The 16708-nt window shown below is 47.2% G+C and carries 18 protein-coding genes; 8 read left to right on the top strand and 10 right to left on the bottom strand.

Features of this window, described 5'->3' with window-relative positions; all coding sequences use genetic code 11:
* Nucleotides 1–24: 24 nt before the first annotated feature.
* Nucleotides 25–648 (top strand): MliC family protein, encoded by a 624-nt coding sequence (locus MMG82_RS06480; RefSeq protein WP_037416303.1) that lies wholly within the window; start codon nt 25–27, stop codon nt 646–648.
* On the opposite strand, the gene MMG82_RS06475 is transcribed toward MMG82_RS06480, so the two are convergent.
* Together MMG82_RS06475 and MMG82_RS06470 are read right to left on the bottom strand one after the other, a co-directional pair.
* On the bottom strand, nt 649–1638 hold the full coding sequence (locus tag MMG82_RS06475; protein ID WP_240292787.1) for a DUF481 domain-containing protein: 990 nt from the start codon (nt 1636–1638) through the stop codon (nt 649–651).
* 136 nt (nt 1639–1774) lie between these two features.
* A complete protein-coding gene (locus MMG82_RS06470; RefSeq protein ID WP_037416310.1) occupies nt 1775–2410 on the bottom strand; it encodes a DUF3157 family protein in 636 nt (211 codons plus the stop codon).
* A gap of 218 nt (nt 2411–2628) precedes the next feature.
* Between MMG82_RS06470 and MMG82_RS06465 the strand changes: the two genes are divergently transcribed.
* The gene (locus MMG82_RS06465; protein WP_218678080.1) at nt 2629–3021 is read left to right on the top strand and encodes a DUF1090 domain-containing protein; all 393 of its coding nucleotides are present in this window, start codon (nt 2629–2631) and stop codon (nt 3019–3021) included.
* Between the two features lie 17 nt (nt 3022–3038).
* On the opposite strand, the gene MMG82_RS06460 is transcribed toward MMG82_RS06465, so the two are convergent.
* Nucleotides 3039–3617, bottom strand: a complete 579-nt coding sequence (locus MMG82_RS06460) for an outer membrane beta-barrel protein (protein WP_241406643.1) — start codon at nt 3615–3617, stop codon at nt 3039–3041.
* Between the two features lie 207 nt (nt 3618–3824).
* Here MMG82_RS06460 and MMG82_RS06455 point away from each other — a divergent pair, with 207 nt between their 5' ends.
* Nucleotides 3825–5093 (top strand): mechanosensitive ion channel domain-containing protein, encoded by a 1269-nt coding sequence (locus MMG82_RS06455; RefSeq protein WP_037416320.1) that lies wholly within the window; start codon nt 3825–3827, stop codon nt 5091–5093.
* Here the strand turns inward: MMG82_RS06455 and MMG82_RS06450 are convergent.
* Together MMG82_RS06450 and MMG82_RS06445 are read right to left on the bottom strand one after the other, a co-directional pair.
* Nucleotides 5090–5713, bottom strand: a complete 624-nt coding sequence (locus MMG82_RS06450; RefSeq protein ID WP_172589868.1) for a LysE family translocator — start codon at nt 5711–5713, stop codon at nt 5090–5092. The genes MMG82_RS06455 and MMG82_RS06450 overlap by 4 nt on opposite strands.
* Nucleotides 5714–5739: 26 nt before the next feature.
* Nucleotides 5740–6300 (bottom strand): lysophospholipid acyltransferase family protein, encoded by a 561-nt coding sequence (locus MMG82_RS06445; RefSeq protein WP_241406642.1) that lies wholly within the window; start codon nt 6298–6300, stop codon nt 5740–5742.
* A gap of 129 nt (nt 6301–6429) precedes the next feature.
* Here MMG82_RS06445 and MMG82_RS06440 point away from each other — a divergent pair, with 129 nt between their 5' ends.
* Nucleotides 6430–6879 (top strand): nuclear transport factor 2 family protein, encoded by a 450-nt coding sequence (locus MMG82_RS06440; protein ID WP_037416327.1) that lies wholly within the window; start codon nt 6430–6432, stop codon nt 6877–6879.
* Between the two features lie 4 nt (nt 6880–6883).
* Here the strand turns inward: MMG82_RS06440 and MMG82_RS06435 are convergent, their stop codons facing one another.
* Together MMG82_RS06435 and MMG82_RS06430 are read right to left on the bottom strand one after the other, a co-directional pair.
* Nucleotides 6884–7684 carry an NRDE family protein gene (locus MMG82_RS06435; protein ID WP_055647610.1) on the bottom strand — a complete coding sequence of 267 codons (801 nt, stop codon included), beginning with the start codon at nt 7682–7684 and terminating at the stop codon, nt 6884–6886.
* 62 nt (nt 7685–7746) lie between these two features.
* Nucleotides 7747–9387 (bottom strand): metal transporter, encoded by a 1641-nt coding sequence (locus MMG82_RS06430; RefSeq protein WP_241406641.1) that lies wholly within the window; start codon nt 9385–9387, stop codon nt 7747–7749.
* Nucleotides 9388–9673: 286 nt separating this feature from the next.
* Here MMG82_RS06430 and MMG82_RS06425 point away from each other — a divergent pair, with 286 nt between their 5' ends.
* Both MMG82_RS06425 and MMG82_RS06420 read left to right on the top strand, forming a co-directional pair.
* Nucleotides 9674–10267 (top strand): YhgN family NAAT transporter, encoded by a 594-nt coding sequence (locus MMG82_RS06425; protein WP_037416335.1) that lies wholly within the window; start codon nt 9674–9676, stop codon nt 10265–10267.
* A 302-nt stretch (nt 10268–10569) separates the two neighbouring features.
* Nucleotides 10570–13380: an immune inhibitor A domain-containing protein gene (locus MMG82_RS06420; protein ID WP_241406640.1), complete on the top strand. Its 2811-nt coding sequence runs from the start codon at nt 10570–10572 to the stop codon at nt 13378–13380.
* Between the two features lie 64 nt (nt 13381–13444).
* Here MMG82_RS06420 and MMG82_RS06415 read toward each other — a convergent pair whose 3' ends face one another.
* Nucleotides 13445–14014, bottom strand: coding sequence for a chorismate lyase (locus MMG82_RS06415; protein ID WP_241406639.1), 570 nt, complete (start codon nt 14012–14014; stop codon nt 13445–13447).
* A 101-nt stretch (nt 14015–14115) separates the two neighbouring features.
* On the opposite strand from MMG82_RS06415, the gene MMG82_RS06410 reads away from it, so the two are divergent.
* On the top strand, nt 14116–14526 hold the full coding sequence (locus MMG82_RS06410) for a flagellar basal body-associated protein FliL (RefSeq protein ID WP_037416344.1): 411 nt from the start codon (nt 14116–14118) through the stop codon (nt 14524–14526).
* Nucleotides 14527–14585: 59 nt separating this feature from the next.
* Nucleotides 14586–15689: a 23S rRNA (adenine(1618)-N(6))-methyltransferase RlmF gene (gene rlmF, locus MMG82_RS06405; protein WP_241406638.1), complete on the top strand. Its 1104-nt coding sequence runs from the start codon at nt 14586–14588 to the stop codon at nt 15687–15689.
* A 39-nt stretch (nt 15690–15728) separates the two neighbouring features.
* Here rlmF and MMG82_RS06400 read toward each other — a convergent pair whose 3' ends face one another.
* On the bottom strand, nt 15729–16016 hold the full coding sequence (locus MMG82_RS06400; protein WP_037427557.1) for a DUF333 domain-containing protein: 288 nt from the start codon (nt 16014–16016) through the stop codon (nt 15729–15731).
* Nucleotides 16017–16041: 25 nt separating this feature from the next.
* On the bottom strand, nt 16042–16704 hold the full coding sequence (locus tag MMG82_RS06395) for a Bax inhibitor-1 family protein (protein ID WP_037416350.1): 663 nt from the start codon (nt 16702–16704) through the stop codon (nt 16042–16044).
* Nucleotides 16705–16708: the final 4 nt, after the last annotated feature.

The following is a 16708-nucleotide window of genomic DNA, read 5'->3' as shown; positions in this document are numbered from 1 at the left end:
CGTTTATGTGAGGGACTCAAGAGTATGAAGTTAACTAAGATAATCAATATGCAAATCGCAGGAATAGCGGGGTTTTTAGCCATCGCCTTGAGTATGCCTGCTATTGCGGCTGAAAAGCCTTCCTTTGACTGTAGTAAAGTACAGCCGGACAGTATCGAAGATATGGTGTGTAAGGATGCGGGCTTAACTAAGTTAGATAAACAATTGGCCGAGGTCTATGCTAAGGCCACCGCAAAAGCTAAAAATGAACAGCCTCCAACGTTAAAAGCGCTGCAACGGGGTTGGGTAAAAGGTCGCAACGAATGTTGGAAAAGCGATGATAAACATGCGTGTATTGAATCGAGTTACCAAACACGGATTGCAGAGTTACAGGCGCAATATCGCCTCGTTGAGATGACTGGCCCAGTATTTTATGCCTGCGATGGCAACCCCGCCAATGAAGTCGTGGTCAGTTACTTTAATACTGAACCCGCCACCTTAATTGCAGAGTATGGCGATCAAACTTCCTTGATGTTTGTTCAGCCAAGTGGCAGTGGCGCTAAGTATCAGGGGCGCAACGAAAGCCTATGGGAACACCATGGCGAAGCCAAAATTGTCTGGGGATATGAAGCGCCAGAAATGACCTGTACGGTCAAAACAGCTAAATGATTAAAAATTAACACCAAGCCCTAGGTTATAACTGACATCCCGAACATGGCGTATCGAGGTTTTAGTCTCATTGATATCATATTTGAATGAGAGGTAAATTTGTTGAGTCAGTAGATACTTAAGCCCAAATGTTGAGTCCGAAATATAATCAATGGTTGGTGTGTCAGGAAAGGCGATTTGGAGATCGGCATAGGTCTCCAATACGCCATCAAACCAATATTGTTTATAGTTGAGCGTGGATGCCCAAGCGTTGAGTTGATAGGTAAATATTTGGGTATCCAACCAAAAATGGTTGTACGTAACAACAAAGTCCAGTTTATCTCGTCCTATTCCCCAAAACCGATAACCCGGACCAATCGCGGCGTAATAGTTGCTAATTGGGAAGTCGAGTCTATCTTCTTGAAAATAATCTTCTTGCCGCAATAACCAATGTTCACTGATGAGGTAGTCAAGGCTGTAGTGGCCTTCAATCGTATTACGTTTGGTGGCGTTACCTTCGGTTTCATAGCGCACTTCACTTTTCAGGTTATGGCGCCATTGCAAGGTTTCGGCTGTGATATCGCTTTTTGCATGGAGTTTTTGGGTATTTTTGCTGTGGCTGGTGACATCGAGTGCGGCCTCAACACTGCCACTATAGCGCCATTCTGAGTCACTTTTTCGGTCTGAATACACCAGCTCACTAATGGGAATTTGTTTATTGTTAACCTGAACAAACCCATCGAGTTCGGAGGATTTTATGCTCACATCTTGTAGCGTACGGTTGATGCTCCAATGCTGATTTTGGGTGGTTTCAAAGCTTTTAATCGCGCTACGCTCTATGGATATTTTGGGGGAATAACTGGGTTTGATAACTAAGAGTGCTTCGTCAAAGCTTTTAATTTCGCCAGTGATTTTATCGCCATTTCTCAGTAACACAGTATCTGCCAGACTTTGCCCACTTAAGCCTGCCAGTAATATGGCTACAGATAACCTAGAAAAGTGATTTGGCATTAGTGGCTGGCTCTAAAAATAAACAGTGTCGAAGATTTGGGCATTCTAGCCTATATGGCGCAGAGTAAGGCAATAACAATAGGCGAAGATTTCAGGAATTGGATGTTAGCACCCAATTCCCTCTCTTGCTTAAGGATCAACGAGAATTGATTTCGGTGATTTTGAGATTGAGCAATTGTTTCTGCCAACGGTTTTTGTCAACGCCTTCAACCCAAATCACAGGGCTCTTACGTTGCTCGCCCTTACGTAGGTAGGTTTCTGGCATGCGGAAAATCGCTTCCCAGACTTCCAGTTTTTCGGTTTTGAGCAAGGTGCCATCGTCGGCAAAGAAGCTGGCTTCGACCTCAACTAAAGTCACGTGTTCGCCGCTGGTGCTGGCAAGCTCAAAGGTCAAGCCGAGTTTATCCTGCTTCCATTGGCTCTCGCTGAAGGTGACTTTAATGCCGTCTTTGGCAGTAGAGCCTAAGATCTCGGGTCTGGCGATGGCATTGGCGGTCAAGGTTGTGACAGGTTGGGTTGCTTCAACGGCGGATGTGCTGCTGGCTACTGCCGCTGCGGCTGTTGTTACAGTCGAACTTGGGGCCGCAACTGTGGCAACAGCTGGCGCTTTAGCGGCTTTGGTCTCTGTGATGATATATTCCCAGGTAAAGTCGTCTTTTAGTCTGACCTGAGCGCCATTCTCAAGGGTAATTGTGGCCACATCGGCTGCCATCACTGAGGATGAGAGCAATAAGAGTGAACTAAGTGCGCTAAGGCGAAATAAGGTTTGCATTGATTTTCTGGCTCCGGTATCCATCTGAGTCAACATTCTGCCCTAACATAAACAATTTGCAGCATATTCGTCACTGTCTAAGTCGCGTTTTGATGAATAAAGCGGATTTAGCCGTAAGAGAGGGCAGACTGAGTTTAAGGTATGCGCTTAGGGATAAAAAGTATCAGGGCGTTGTCATAGAGTCGGATTGTCTATAAACGTCTGTAGAGGAGAGTAAAATGCAAGGTAAACATCGTACTTATGGACTCGTTATCGGCTTGATTTTCAGTGCTGTAACCTGGGCAGATGAGCCTCCTAAAACGGGCTGTGCTGCAAAATTAGCGGCTATAAGTGCTGAACTCACTGAGGCTAAGGCTGCTGGTCATCAGCACAAAGTGGCAGGGCTAGAAAAGGCCTATAGTGAGGTCGCAAACCATTGTGACGATGACAGCTTAACTGCCGAGCGTTTAGCTAAAATTGAGGTCTTAGAGGCTAAATTAGCCGAGCGCCAGCATGAGCTTACCGAAGCGATTGCCGATGGTAAGCCTATGGATAAAATCAATAAAAAACGCCAAAAGATTGCAGAAGTTGAATCTGAACTTGCTAAGGCGAGAGCAGAGCTCGCACAATAACTTCGGACTCTTTCGGTTTAACCCGCATACCCTATGCTCAAAATGGTCGATTCAGTGCTGGAGTTATAACCTGCACTCAGCATGACATGCTCTGTTAGGCGATATCTTAGGCCTGCTTCGGCACCCCAATGTTTGGATTTATCTTCTTCCCACGAGGGTTTGCCATCGACAATGCGGGGTGAAATATTGTTGGTATAAGCTGTGGTGCTGATATAGAGGCTGCCGCCCGCATAAATGCTAAAGTCATTGGTTAAACTGTAGCTTAAACCTAAGCGCCAGAGGCTTTCTTGTCGATGTGATAGTGCGGGTTCTGGCAGCTCAATATCGGTTTCACGACTGCGGGCATAACCAAGGTAATAACCCCATCGCTGATAACCATCATCGAAATGATAGGGCGCAAGGGTGATTCCGTAGAGATTATCTTCTGCGGGAACGTAATCGAGCATGAGCGCTACATAGGGAATGGTGGTTCTCTCAACTGATTTATCTGGCATCATCAGATGATTTGAAGTGTTATATTCCGTTGCCTGTAGCGGTTGGCATAGGCTCAGTAGCCCAATGCTAAGATAGGCGAATTTAGGTAAATGACGATACATGGGATGGCTTCCTTGGTAGCAGGTGGATTATTGTTCATTTCCTTTTGTGTGTGGTCAATTCAAAATGCTAAAATCTCTTTTAAAATAATTGGTTGTAAAATTTTTGTATCTTATGGCGAGTGTTTTTAAAGGGATATTTAACTGAGGGTAACCCAGTTGTTTCCTTTGTATGACTTTGTTGCGCTAGCGCCTAAATTGGAGTGAATTGTGGATCAGGAAATAAGGCTCGAAATTTCGGCATGGTTAACGGGTTTGGGAATTGACAGTCAACCATCCGACGGAATATCAACCAGCATTATGCTGCTTGCTTGCGTGTTAGTCGCGGCCATTGCCTATTTTATTATGCGCCGTGGGGTGATCCGCGCGGTTAACATGGTGATCCTGCGATCTAGAGTGACGTGGGACGATGTGTTTATGCGCTATAAAGTGCTCGAAAAGCTGGCGATGTTAGTGCCCGCTATCGTGCTCAATCTGCTGGTGCCTATAACCTTAACAGAGCATCCGGTACTTAGCGGCTTAGTTGATCGCCTACTGAGTATCTGGCTGGTGGTATTGATGATCCGCGCTATCTACGCGGGGCTGGATGCGGTTAATGAAATCTCTGACATCAATCTGGTCAGCCGCCGACTACCGGTTAAAAGCTTTGTGCAGTTGTTTAAGTTGTTCCTATTCTTTGTCGGCCTTATCGTGTCCCTTTCTGTGCTCGCCGATCAGTCTCCTGTGTACTTCCTCAGCGGCTTAGGTGTAGCAACTGGTTTTGTAATGTTAGTGTTCCGCGACACGATTTTAGGCTTTGTCGCAGGGATTCAGCTCGCAGCCAACCGCATGGTAAGCAAGGGCGACTGGATCCAAATGGATAAGTACGGCGCCGATGGCGCGGTGGAGGAAGTGTCCTTAACCACAGTCAAAGTACGTAACTGGGATAAGACCATCACCATGATCCCCGCTTATGCACTCGTCTCGGATGCTTTTCGTAACTGGCGTGGCATGTCGGAATCCGGTGGTCGTCGGATCAAACGCGCGGTTAATATCGATATCAACAGTATTAAGTTTTTAACTGAGGAAGATCGAAATCGCCTGAGTAAAATCAATTGTTTGAAAGAGTATTTCCCCGCCAAGATCAGCGAGATCCAAGCGTCGAATGCTAAAGTGTCGGATCTGGATATGATGGTCAATGGTCGCCATTTGACCAACGTGGGGACTTTCCGCGCTTATTTGCAGGAATACCTGCAACGCCACGATAAAGTGCATAAGGATATGACCCTGATGGTGCGCCAATTGGCACCGACCACCGAAGGCTTACCGATTGAGGTTTATATCTTTACCAATGATACCCGCTGGGCTTTTTATGAAGCGATACAAGCGGATATCTTCGACCATATCTTTGCCGTGTTGCCTGAGTTTGGTTTGCAGGCCTTCCAAGCGCCGACGGGTAACGATATCCGCAGTCTGAAATCGGTGAAGGTCGAGGGTTAGTCTCGACTGACGAGAATCGCGGCGAGGGTAAGAAATACGCCGCCGCTGGTTCGGTCAAACCAATGCAATTTGTTGCTGGCCTTAAGGCTAGGTGCCAGCACATTGGCCATCGAGGCGTAGATCATTACAAAGCTAAAGTCGACCAGCGCCCAAGTGAGGGCAAGAATCGCCAATTGCGGTAATTGTGGTGCGGTTAAATCGATAAATTGTGGAAATAACGCCGCAAAAAACAGTAGGTCTTTAGGATTGCTGATCCCTACTAAAAATGCCTGTTTAAAGAGTTGTTTAGGCTGACCATTTCCTTCTTTTTTTGCCACTTCCAATGGCTGAACGTGCTGTTTTGTGAGCAATAATTTGATACCCAAAAACACCAGATAGGCGCCACCACACCACTTGAGTATGGTAAAGCCGTATTCCGAGGCGCTGATCAGTGCCCCTAAACCTGCCGCCGAGGCCACCATTAATACCAGTGCGGCGCACACACTACCAAGCCCTGTGGCTATGCTGCGTTTTTTACCGAAATGAATACCGTGGGACATAGACAACATTGCAATAGGCCCAGGAGAAATACCAATCAAAACAATCGCAAAAAGGTAGAGTAACCAAGTTTCGGTCTGCATGTTTTGCTCCGAGTTAGATGAGAGAATTAGCGTTTGTTATCGGGTGAATAATCAGGGATGACCTTGGGATGACGTCCCTTAATGCTGCGGTAAAAGCATAAAATCTCAGCCATATCTTGCTCTATATCCGTGGGTTGCAGTGGTGCACGGATCACCACGGCTTTACGCGCAAAATCTAAGCCTACAGGGACAATAGCGACCTGCGCTTTGGTCGCGATATGGTAGAAGCCGCATTTCCAACGGGTAACAGGGCTACGCGTTCCTTCGGGGGCGAGTGCCAGTTTGTATTCGGACTGGGTGGCAAACAGTTGCACCGCAGAATCGACTAAGTTATTGTTTTTACGCCTATCAACTGGGCTACCACCAATCGCTCGGAAGAACCAACCCCAAGGTGGAATAAATAATTGATGCTTACCAAGGAAGTGGATGCGCGTAGCCAATGCACCACGTGCGAGTACCCCAATAATAAAGTCCCAGTTACTGGTGTGTGGTGCGACAATGACAATGTATTTGGCTTGATTGGGGAGTTCCCCTTGGATTTGCCAGCCTGCAATCTTGAGTAGCCAGCGGCATAAATGTGTAAACATAGTGTGGTGCCCAGAGTCGAAAAATGAATAATATCATTAGCTTTTTTTAATTATAAATCGACTTAGACAAGATAGTCTGGGCCGAAATACTGATAATACAGTCTAACCTGATTGTGAGGGAGCGGTACTATGTTGCGACAAGGATTGATAAGAAAACCCATTTTGCAGTCTCTCGCGGCGCTTTTGCTGCTATTTGTTGGGCAGGTAAGTGCGGTGCCAACTGATGAGATTACCCAAATGTTAAAAGGTCAGGAAGATGCGTGGAATCGCGGTGATCTTGATGCTTACATGCAGGGTTATTGGCAGAGTGAGCAGCTTAGATTCGTCTCAAACGGTAAGTTTCGTTATGGCTGGGAAGAAACGCTTGCAGCCTATAAGAAAAATTATCCCGATAAAGAGGCACTAGGAGAGCTGAAGTTCACCATCAAAGAAATCAAAATGCTCAGTAACTACGCCGCAATGGTGGTGGGTCGCTGGGATTTAAAGCGGCAAAAGGATAGCCCGACAGGCGTATTTACCTTGCTGGTGGAAAAAATTGATGACCGTTGGGTGATCACTATGGATCACAGCTCTGACTGATATACTAAAAATCGGCTAAGCAGTCGGGCTGTTGCGGTAATTGGGATGGTAGGGTAAAGTGAAAATCCTGTTGTCCCAAACGTCGTCCCTTGCCATCGTATCTCACCTCAGTGAACTGAACTTCCCCTTGGGCATTTTGTAGCAAAATGCTGGTGGAACGAGTGCCATAGTCGGGGTGGCAAATATAAATCGCCGCGAGTCGGCGTTCCCACTCTAGCCCGACGCCAGTGTCGGGTAGCTCGTTATCCTGTGGCCGAGAATCATCCTGCATCAACCGTATAAGTGACTCTAGCTCAAGCGGTCCCGATTGTTGAATAAGGGCCTCGAGCGAGCGCTGACCTTTAGCCATTTTCGGCCAAATATCATCGAGCGCGCCATTGCTAATCGCGTGGAATCCTGTGGTTAATTTTACTGTTTCCCGTTTAAGACTGTTAAAGCAGTAGAGATGAGTCCCTTGGCCAAACACGAGATTGAAGGGTTGATAATTTTCAGCGTGTTCCACAAGCCAGTTAGGGCAGATCAGCGAGCCCGAACTTAATGCCTGAATGACAAGTTCGCCGCGGCTGCGCATCGGCTCTTGGGATTTTTGAGCCACCCTGAGGTTAGTGACTCCGGCAATTTGTCCCTGCTTATTCACCCCAAACCAAGTGCCGCCCGCCTGTAAATCTTTGCCCGCGAGCATATTCTGCTCAGGCGGCCAAAACTGTGCAGGTGCAGTAGGCCTGTGGTGAAACTCATCCCGATTCGCACAAATAATCAGTGGATACTGGGGATGAGTATTAAGGGCGACGAAAAGTATGCACATAACAGGCTAAGTTTATCCAAAGATGGGGTTAACTTAGCCTGTCTGTCGGCAAATGAACAGTGTTAGTGCTGGTGCTTATCGCTATGGGGATGGCTGTGGCCGCTAGTCTGACCGTGTGAATGAGAGTGGCCATGCCCGTGCACATGTGATGTTTCGGCTGTTTTAGCATGCGCGTGCGCATGATCATGGCGGTGTTTATGGCCGTGGGCCACAGGTTTTAACATCATTAAGCGGCGCAAGAATTTACGAGGCCCGAGGCGCAGTAAGCTGGCTGCAAATAAGGCTGATAAGATCAGCAGTGCCGTGAGGTTAATGGCCTCTGGTAGAGTGAACAACGAGAACCACATGGGCAACTTAAGGGCAGCAACGAGGGCTATGGCAATAATTGCCAGCAAAATCCCCCGTTGCGACCAGCCCATAAGTTTTAGCTGAGCGATATTCAACACCGGAGCGGCAATCAAAGGCAATACGATGGCCAGCGGACTCCAGCCGCTATAGGCTAAGGCGATTGACAATACGGCCGCGCCTAAATTGCAGAAGCGCATCGGTAAAAATACCAGCAATAGCACGGTAATCTGTAATATAGGGTTACTTAACGGTACCGAAGGGTGACCAATCAAGTTAACTAATACTAAGCTGAGGAGCACCCAAGGTGCGCTGCGATCAACCAAATGGGCGAAACCAAAACGCAGGGCTTGGCTTGGTAATTTAGTATGGGGATCGGTAATGTCGACCCGCGCATAGGCTAAATAGGCACTCATGATCAAGACGACTAAGAGTTGAAACAGCGCTAACCAAGGGCCAAGCAATAGCGCCGTCAGTACTAGGGCTTCTGGGCCTGCTAAACGTTGGAACCAACGACGGGCGAGGCTATTGTCCTGTGGTGTTAAACCAAGCTGGAATCTTAGTGCTGCTACGGCGTAACTGAGTAATAGCACTGGCGCTATGGTCATTAGCCATGTTGTTAGCTGCTCTGTACTGTGGTCGTGATGGGCATGTTCGTGGCCGCCAGAATCCATCAATAACAGCATCATTAATAAACCAATACCGAGCAAACTGCCGATACCCGCCTGATATTCATACTGGCCTTGTTTATCTGTTTCCTGTTGACCATGTGGCTGATGTAACACAACATGCAGAATCGAGCCTGTCACAAAAGCTTGTAAATAAACAGTTTTATCTATGCTCATGTGTGATAAAAGCTGTTCGCTAGCAAAATAGCCAATACTCGTGAATAGCATAATGGCGCCAAAAATAACCAGCGTCCAACGGGCACCAAGATGAGGTTTTAGTATCCACCAAATAGCAAAACCAACAGGGAGACGATGGAGTATAACGCCCAAGGCTAACAAAATGGAGTTGCCCTCATTTTGGGCTAATACCATAGCGCTCCCATCTGTGATGGTGTGCAGCAATAAGCCACTAATGCCAAGAAAAAGGGCAAAATTATGCGTAATTTCTGAGTAGCGGTGGAATAAGCGTTCACTGGCAGTGGGTCCCCACAGGCCGAGTACTACAAAGACGATGGCCAGCAGGCCGCCATGCTCGAGAAGTTCAGGTAGAATATGGATCAGCACTAATCCGCCTAAGGAGACGAAAATAAAGCCATCAAGTCCCTTCTGCAATCCGCTGCCTGATGCAAAGTAGCGGTAAAACAGTGGCCCGATTAAGAGTGCGAGACAACTAGCAAGAAGATAGAGCATGGATTCCACGAAAATTGGCTGAAAAAACGCTGTAGTATACCAGTTGTAATTTAAATGAGCAGCGACTTACAGGCAATTTACTCAAGCGAGATGTTGTGCTGCGGCTTGTAGTAAAAATGAATCAACGACTCAATGGCTTATGGATGATAGGTAAAAAACCGCTAGAGGATCATGAAACGGCACTCATAATCCATCTTAAGGAATTTTCTAGATAATTTTTCACATCTGTAACGCGAAAAAGTTATACAATATGTGCTCATGTTGGCTTAGACGTTGATAAAGTTAAATGGATATATTTTCTGCTGCGGTAATGTTGTTTCTTATCATGGACCCCCTCGGTAATTTACCGATATTCGCGTCGATTTTACGGCATATTGATCCTAAAAAACGTCGTAGGGTTTTGATTCGTGAACTCATTTTTGCATTAGTGATCATGTTGGCCTTCTTGTATGCCGGCGAAGCCATCTTAAGTTTCTTAAATCTGCGATCTGAATCGGTCAGTATTGCCGGTGGGATTATTTTGTTTCTGATCGCGATTCGGATGATTTTCCCCCAGCCGGGTGGTGTGGTTGGCCTTGCCGCAGGGGAGGAGCCATTTATCGTGCCGATGGCGATACCATTAATGGCGGGACCATCTATTCTTGCCGCGCTCATTTTACTAGCGCATACCGATAGCTCACGTATGGGGGATTGGACTATTGCTCTCGTATCAGCTTGGGGCGCGAGTGCGGTTATCTTAATGTTTTATAAACTCTTTACCCGTATGTTGGGTGAAAAAGGGTTAACGGCTGTTGAACGTTTGATGGGGATGGTGCTGGTAATGATATCGGTACAAATGTTCCTCGATGGAGTATCAAACTATATGAAAACTGCTGGGTAAGCGTATTGCACCAAGTTATCAAAAACCGCATTACATCGTTAATGCGGTTTTTTTATGGCAAAAAATCGCTGTTGAGGATGCTTGCTGAACCAACGCTGACAAAAGTATAAAAACCATCACCTTCCAATCTGTATCAAGTTGTTACACTCTTGGTGTCCTGATATGTTTTCACATCCCATTGAAGTTGGCTTTCCGATGAGGGAAGACAACCAATAAACAAACTTGCCATAGAGCAAATAGGCACTAGCCTTAAAAAATAGCTTGGCTATAACAGCGCAGATTGTGACGGAAGGAAGACGGTAATGCGAAGTACAAAGAGTATCACAGCGTTTGGATTGATGTTGGCCTTGCTAAGTGGCGCCAGTATCGCTGCGCCTAATCACACACCAGCGGATGCGGGGGTCATTAACAAAGAAAGGATCCTCTATTGGCTAATTAAGCGTGGCGAAGTCTCCGAGGATGCGAGCGATAGTGTCAAGCAAGCGGCCGTTGAAGCCTATATTGCCCGCGCGAGCCTTGCACAACCTAAAGAACCTCGGGTGGTGATTGAGGCAGAGCAAGAACGCCTCCATAAAGCCAAAACCACAGCAATGATGCGCGCACCTGCGCAGCGTGCTTTAGCGGATGCAGATGTGACTAAAACGGTTAAGGTATTAACCGTACTGATTGATTTTCCTGATTTAAGATATAACAACAACGGCTTAACCGCGAGTGATACAGACATGTATTATTCAAGTTATCCCGCTTCACACTACAAGAATTTACTCTTCTCAACGGCTGGTTTTAGTGGCCCGCAGGGGCAAACATTAGATTCGGCCTATCAGTATTACCAAGCTGTTTCGGGCAAAACTTTCTTCTTCACTGGCGATGTTAAAGGTTGGTATACCGCTGGCCAAAATGCTGATTACTATGGTGCTAATGATGCTGATACCAGCAACGACGTCAAAGTTGGCGAGCTGGTTAAAGAGGCGGTATCGCAGGCGGTTGCCAGTATGTCAGCTGCGGAGCTTGCTAGCTATGATATTGAAGATCCATATGATTTAAATGGTAATGGTAACTTAAACGAAGCCGATGGCATTATTGACCATGTGATGATTTTCCACTCCAGTATTGGGGAAGAAACCGGTGGGGGCAAATTAGGGGCTAATGCCATTTGGTCGCACCGTTATTACGTGAATCAAAGCACTCAAGGTTATACCTTGCCTGGAACAAACAAAAAAGTCTTTGGTTATACGATTCAACCAATAGATGCGGCGACTGGGGTGTGTACCCATGAGTTCGGCCATGATCTTGGGCTGCCCGATGAGTACGACACGACAGACAACGCTAACAAAGATGGCTCACCCGTGGGTTATTGGTCGTTAATGTCGGGCGGCAGTTGGACTGGAACGATTTCTGGCGCACAACCGAGCGGTTTTAGCCCCTACGCGCGTTCGTATTTACAGACGAAATATAAAGGTAAATGGCTTAACGAGCGTGAGATTAGCTTAGATACCATTCCTAGATCGGGCATGGAAATCACGCTCAATCAGGCGATAAACCAAGATGCGGTGAATCAAATATCGATTCCGCTACCTGCGACACAAATTGCCTTTAAAGCGCCTTATCAAGGGACTTACCAGTACTATTCTGGCCAAGGAAACATGCTGAGCAACAGCATGAGCTTTGCTGCAACCTTGCCAGTGACGAGTGATAAACTCACGCTTTCCATGCAAGCGAGCTGGGATATTGAGAATAGCTTTGACTATATGCAGGTCAACGTGGATGGCACAGCGATTGCGGGTAATTACACTCAATCCAGCAACACCATTAATAGTGCTCGACATATCATTACAGGTAAATCATCGAGCATCCCGACCGCAGTGGGCAGCGATGCTTGGGTCGCGTTGGAATATGATTTGTCGGCCTATGCAGGCAAAGCTGTCACTATTGAATTTAACTATGTGACCGATGAGGCAGTTAGTGGCTCAGGTATTACTATCGACAATATCAGCATCAAGCAAGGTACGAGTGAGTTGTATGCCGATAATGCCGAAGCTGCTAACAAAGCCACTTTCTCTGGTTATAGCCGCATTACTAACACTCGCCCAGGACCAGCATCACGTTACTTGATTCAATTACGCAGCCACAATGGTGTCGATGCGGGGTTAAAGAGTAAAGGATTTGATCCTGGCGTACTGCTATGGCTCGAGAATGCCAGCTATAGCGATAACAACGTGTCAGACCATCCCGGCCGAAGCTTAATTGGCGTGATTGATGCTGATCAAAATATGATTGGCACTAACTCTACCGATGTACAAATCCGAGATGCGGCTTTTAGCACGGTAAAACAAACCGCTTATTTTGGTGACAATAGCCTCGATGCGGTCAGTCTTTTTGATGATAGTTTGGATTACAGCGCACCACTACAACCTCAGTCTGGCATGCAACTGCAACAACTTGGGTTGACGATGCAAGTGGTCTCTCAGGCCAGCGACAACCGCACCGCGGTAATTCGTTTAGCCAATGCGAATGCCGATCCAGCGTTAGCTCCGTTAACTGCGGCAATAAATCTGAGCCAAAATGCCTTAACCGCCACGGTAGCCGCAGTGGTTGATGGTGGCGAGGGTGCTTACACCTATGCTTGGGATTTTGGCGTTGCCGGAGCGACGAGTAATTCATCGTCGGCGAGTTATACCTACGCGAGCGCTGGAACTTATACGCTGACCTTAACGGTAACCGATGCAAAAGGCGCAATTGCCACCGCGACGAAAACGGTGGTGATGAGCTTGCCCTTAACTGCTGGCTTTAGCGTCATTGCCAACCAGCTTACGGTGAAGTTTAGCAATACCTCGGCAGGGGGCGTTGGTAGCCTAAGTTATACATGGAACTTTGGCGATGGCACCTCAAGCACTTCGGCATCGCCTTCCCACACTTATGCTCAGACGGGTACTTACACAGTGACACTGACGGTGAAAGATACACAAAATGCCACTGCCAGCAGCAGTTCAAGTGTTACCGTATCTGAGCCAACGACGCCAGGCGAAACCCCAAGTAGTGGCGGTGGTGGCAGTCTAGGTTGGCTAAGCCTGATGTTGCTCGGTGGTTTTGCATGGTGCCGCCAGCGCCAATAAGAAGGGATTGTTCTAACGAAAAATGCCTCTGATATAGAGGCATTTTTGTTTTAGCTTAAGAGTGCTAGGGTTGTAGCCTCGCCATCGCTTGTACAGCGGCCGGAAGGAACATTTCACTGACAAACATTTCCTCTTCGTCATGGTGAAAATATCGGCGTCGACCCCAAAGTTCATGCTCGACGTTTTGCGCTAAACTTTGGGCGAGCAGGGCAAGGCGGCTATCGGTGTCAAATTGGGCGATTTCAATGCGACCAGGAATGAAGCTATCTTGGCTAAATAATAATTCGCCGAGTGGGCGTGTACCTAGGCCTAAAAAATCGGCTTGGCGTGTCGATAACAAAGACTGAGGGATCAAGGTTCTGGCAAATACCCAAGGTACAGAATCGAGGCAGAGTAACACTTCGCGCACCCAAACGGTGTTTTGCTTAGGATATTCCCCTTCGAGCGGGGTACATTGGCCTTCACCGAGGATTTTTACTTCAAACTTATCGCAGCAGGTTTTGAGTTTTTGCGTCAGGCTTCCTGGCGCCAGTAACCATTCCTTAAGGGGAGAAGCGGGAAGATTTTTGGCATTTTCGGCACAAAACCATTGAATAGATTCGCCATAGGGAAAGCTTAAGCTGGTCACATTCATTAAATACTCGTTACAATATAAGCAAACGTCGGCAGTCTACCAGATAGATTGGGAAGTTTCTTCCATTGACCATTATTGTTTTTAGGGAGCTGTAAACCGCGATGAAAAAATTATTATCAGCCTGCCTGATTTTGCTTAGTGCTGTGTTTAGCGCATATGCAGCCGACGAGAAAGCTCCACCCCCTACTGGGGATTTCGCCTATTACGGGTTTGAGCCCGAAATTGTGACTAACTATATTTCAAACCGCAAAAAGCTCGGGTTTGTAAAGATCAGTGTTGAGCTGATGGTAAAGAGTCCCGATGATTTAGTGATCGTTGAGCGCCATGATCCACTGTTGCGTGCCGCCATTATTGAGGTGCTGGGTAACCAAGCCGAAGAAAAAATTAAGTCTCTTACTGGCCGTGAAGAAATCCGCCGTGAATGCTTTGATATGGTCAATAATCTGCTGACCAAGGAAGCGGGTAAACCAATAGTAGTCAATCTACTGTTTACCTCTTATCTTTACGATTAATCCAGCCAATAGGCTAAGGGCCGATCTTTGGATTGGCCCGCTCTTGTTGAACCATCATTATGTCTAAGCCCGTCGTTAAAATTGCCGCTAAGCCTGCGATGTCACCCACAGGAAAACGCAGCAAACCAAGCACGCCTAAGCCACTTGTGGCAAAATCAGCAAAACCAAATATTGCCCCCGCTAAAGCGACGAGCAAGCCAAAACAGGGCGTTGAGAGAAAGACCTTACACCCGCGTAATTTACATGCTCACGGCTATGACTTTTCGGCGTTGATGACGAGTTACCCTAAGCTAAAAACCTTTGTTCGGCCAACGCCATACGGCGCCTTATCGATAGATTTTGCCGACCCCATAGCAGTGAAAACCCTCAATGCGGCCCTATTGAAACATCATTATGGGCTGGCGTTTTGGGATATTCCTAAGGGGGCGCTGTGTCCACCAATCCCCGGACGAGTTGACTATCTACACTACTTGGCTGATCTGTTGTTCGAAGGCGCCCCCGTCCAGCGTGCTGGACAAGTCAGCGCTTTAGATATCGGCACTGGGGCGAATGGCGTTTATGCCATTCTAGGGCATCAAGTGTATGGCTGGCAGTTTGTCGCCTCGGATATCAATCCTCAGTCGCTCACGAATGTGCAGCGGATTATCGACAATAACCCGAGTTTGCAGGGGCACTTATCCTTAAGGCAACAGCAGGATGAAAAGGCGGTCTTTAAGGGGATCATTCAGGCATCTGACCGCTTCGAGTTAACTCTGTGCAATCCTCCCTTTCATGGCTCGTTAAAAGAAGCTAGCGAAGGCTCGCTGCGCAAGGTGCGTAATCTGCAACTTAATCGCGGTGAACAGCCTAAAGCGACCAGCGCGACCTTAAACTTTGGTGGTCAAGCGGCGGAGTTATGGTGCCAAGGCGGAGAGAGGCAATTTTTAGCCACAATGATCCGCGAGAGCCAAGCGTTTGCCGAGCAGTGTCTGTGGTTTACCAGTTTAGTGTCAAAGCAGGAAAATCTTAAACCTTGCTATCAAGCATTGGCAAAGTTGGGTGTTGATACCGTTAAAACCATTGAGATGCAGCAGGGTAATAAGGTGACTCGGGTGCTCGCATGGAGTTTCCATTCGCAGGCTAAACGTTTGCAGTGGCGAAATCAGATCGTCAGCGGGACATAAAACAACAGGCGCCGAGTGCGCCTGCTTTTTTACTCAGCCTCAATTACTGGGCTTTTCCTGTGGATGGTCGCGGCGAAATAGCGCCCACTCTTCAATCTGTTCACCGTTTGGCAAGGTACACATACCGTGTTCCCCCTCTGCGGTTCTTTGGATTTCCGATATGCCACCGAGGGAGGCGCAATACTTTGATGCCGGGTTGGCGATTTGTGCTTTCGCTTCCGTTTTTGTTTCAGCCTGAGCGTTTGTTGCTGGCTCGGTTTTCTCGCCGCAGCCGATTAAGCTGGTGCCGATGATGAGACCGATTAACAGTGGTGAGGTTAGTTTCATGCTGTTTTCCTTGTCATTGAGTGACTTATTTTCGTCCTAAAATCCGCAAAATACGTAGAAATAGATTGATGATATCCATATACAAAGCGGCGGCGCTATCGACGGCGTTATCGACGGTTTTCGGGATTTGGTTCGCGCGGCCCCAATCGTAGCCAATATAGCCACAAAAGATCAGCACAACTATCCAATCTAAAATGCCGTGATGGGTATTAAAGATAAATATTTCAATTAGTTCGACCACTATCACCAATAGTAATGCGATGGTGAGTACCCCAGATATTTTTTGGAAAAAAGCTGGAAACAGGGTGCCCAAACACATCATGGCAATCGTGACTAGGCCAGTTATTCTAATCGCTTCGGTAACTAATGCGGGATCGTACTGACTGACAACCATATTAATAATCAGGCCAAAGGGCACGACAACAAAGTTATAGCCAATAAAGCTGACGAGGGGATTAGTTGAAGATTGGAACAGATAAATCCCCAAGAAGCAGGAGGCAAAGTAACCGATAAAGAACACCCACGGATTCACGCTGGCAATCGCCTCGGGGTCGATATAGCTGACCATCATATAGTTCACGGCAAAACCCCAGACGAGGGTTAAGCCAATCACTAAGTTATAGACACCCGCGCCTATAATGGGGTCATCGGTTGTGCGGCGGTCAAATACGCTATTTTCAGTATCCATTTGA

This window comes from Shewanella sp. MM_2022_3, assembly GCF_022557375.1.
GTDB classification, from domain to species: domain Bacteria; phylum Pseudomonadota; class Gammaproteobacteria; order Enterobacterales; family Shewanellaceae; genus Shewanella; species Shewanella xiamenensis.
The sequence above is the reverse complement of the archived record's forward strand: the minus strand, read 5'-3'. Positions and strand labels throughout refer to the sequence as shown.

Excerpts from the sequence above, each read along its gene's own strand:
- MMG82_RS06415 (WP_241406639.1), bottom strand. The coding sequence starts at position 14,014 with ATGAATGTGACCAGCTTAAGCTTTCCCTATGGCGAATCTATTCAATGG.
- MMG82_RS06460 (WP_241406643.1), bottom strand. The coding sequence starts at position 3,617 with ATGTATCGTCATTTACCTAAATTCGCCTATCTTAGCATTGGGCTACTG.
- MMG82_RS06395 (WP_037416350.1), bottom strand. The coding sequence starts at position 16,704 with ATGGATACTGAAAATAGCGTATTTGACCGCCGCACAACCGATGACCCC.
- MMG82_RS06410 (WP_037416344.1), top strand. The coding sequence starts at position 14,116 with ATGAAAAAATTATTATCAGCCTGCCTGATTTTGCTTAGTGCTGTGTTT.
- rlmF (WP_241406638.1), top strand. The coding sequence starts at position 14,586 with ATGTCTAAGCCCGTCGTTAAAATTGCCGCTAAGCCTGCGATGTCACCC.
- MMG82_RS06400 (WP_037427557.1), bottom strand. The coding sequence starts at position 16,016 with ATGAAACTAACCTCACCACTGTTAATCGGTCTCATCATCGGCACCAGC.
- MMG82_RS06420 (WP_241406640.1), top strand. The coding sequence starts at position 10,570 with ATGCGAAGTACAAAGAGTATCACAGCGTTTGGATTGATGTTGGCCTTG.
- MMG82_RS06450 (WP_172589868.1), bottom strand. The coding sequence starts at position 5,713 with ATGCAGACCGAAACTTGGTTACTCTACCTTTTTGCGATTGTTTTGATT.
- MMG82_RS06470 (WP_037416310.1), bottom strand. The coding sequence starts at position 2,410 with ATGCAAACCTTATTTCGCCTTAGCGCACTTAGTTCACTCTTATTGCTC.
- MMG82_RS06430 (WP_241406641.1), bottom strand. The coding sequence starts at position 9,387 with ATGCTCTATCTTCTTGCTAGTTGTCTCGCACTCTTAATCGGGCCACTG.
- MMG82_RS06480 (WP_037416303.1), top strand. The coding sequence starts at position 25 with ATGAAGTTAACTAAGATAATCAATATGCAAATCGCAGGAATAGCGGGG.
- MMG82_RS06435 (WP_055647610.1), bottom strand. The coding sequence starts at position 7,684 with ATGTGCATACTTTTCGTCGCCCTTAATACTCATCCCCAGTATCCACTG.
- MMG82_RS06425 (WP_037416335.1), top strand. The coding sequence starts at position 9,674 with ATGGATATATTTTCTGCTGCGGTAATGTTGTTTCTTATCATGGACCCC.
- MMG82_RS06440 (WP_037416327.1), top strand. The coding sequence starts at position 6,430 with ATGTTGCGACAAGGATTGATAAGAAAACCCATTTTGCAGTCTCTCGCG.
- MMG82_RS06445 (WP_241406642.1), bottom strand. The coding sequence starts at position 6,300 with ATGTTTACACATTTATGCCGCTGGCTACTCAAGATTGCAGGCTGGCAA.
- MMG82_RS06465 (WP_218678080.1), top strand. The coding sequence starts at position 2,629 with ATGCAAGGTAAACATCGTACTTATGGACTCGTTATCGGCTTGATTTTC.
- MMG82_RS06475 (WP_240292787.1), bottom strand. The coding sequence starts at position 1,638 with ATGCCAAATCACTTTTCTAGGTTATCTGTAGCCATATTACTGGCAGGC.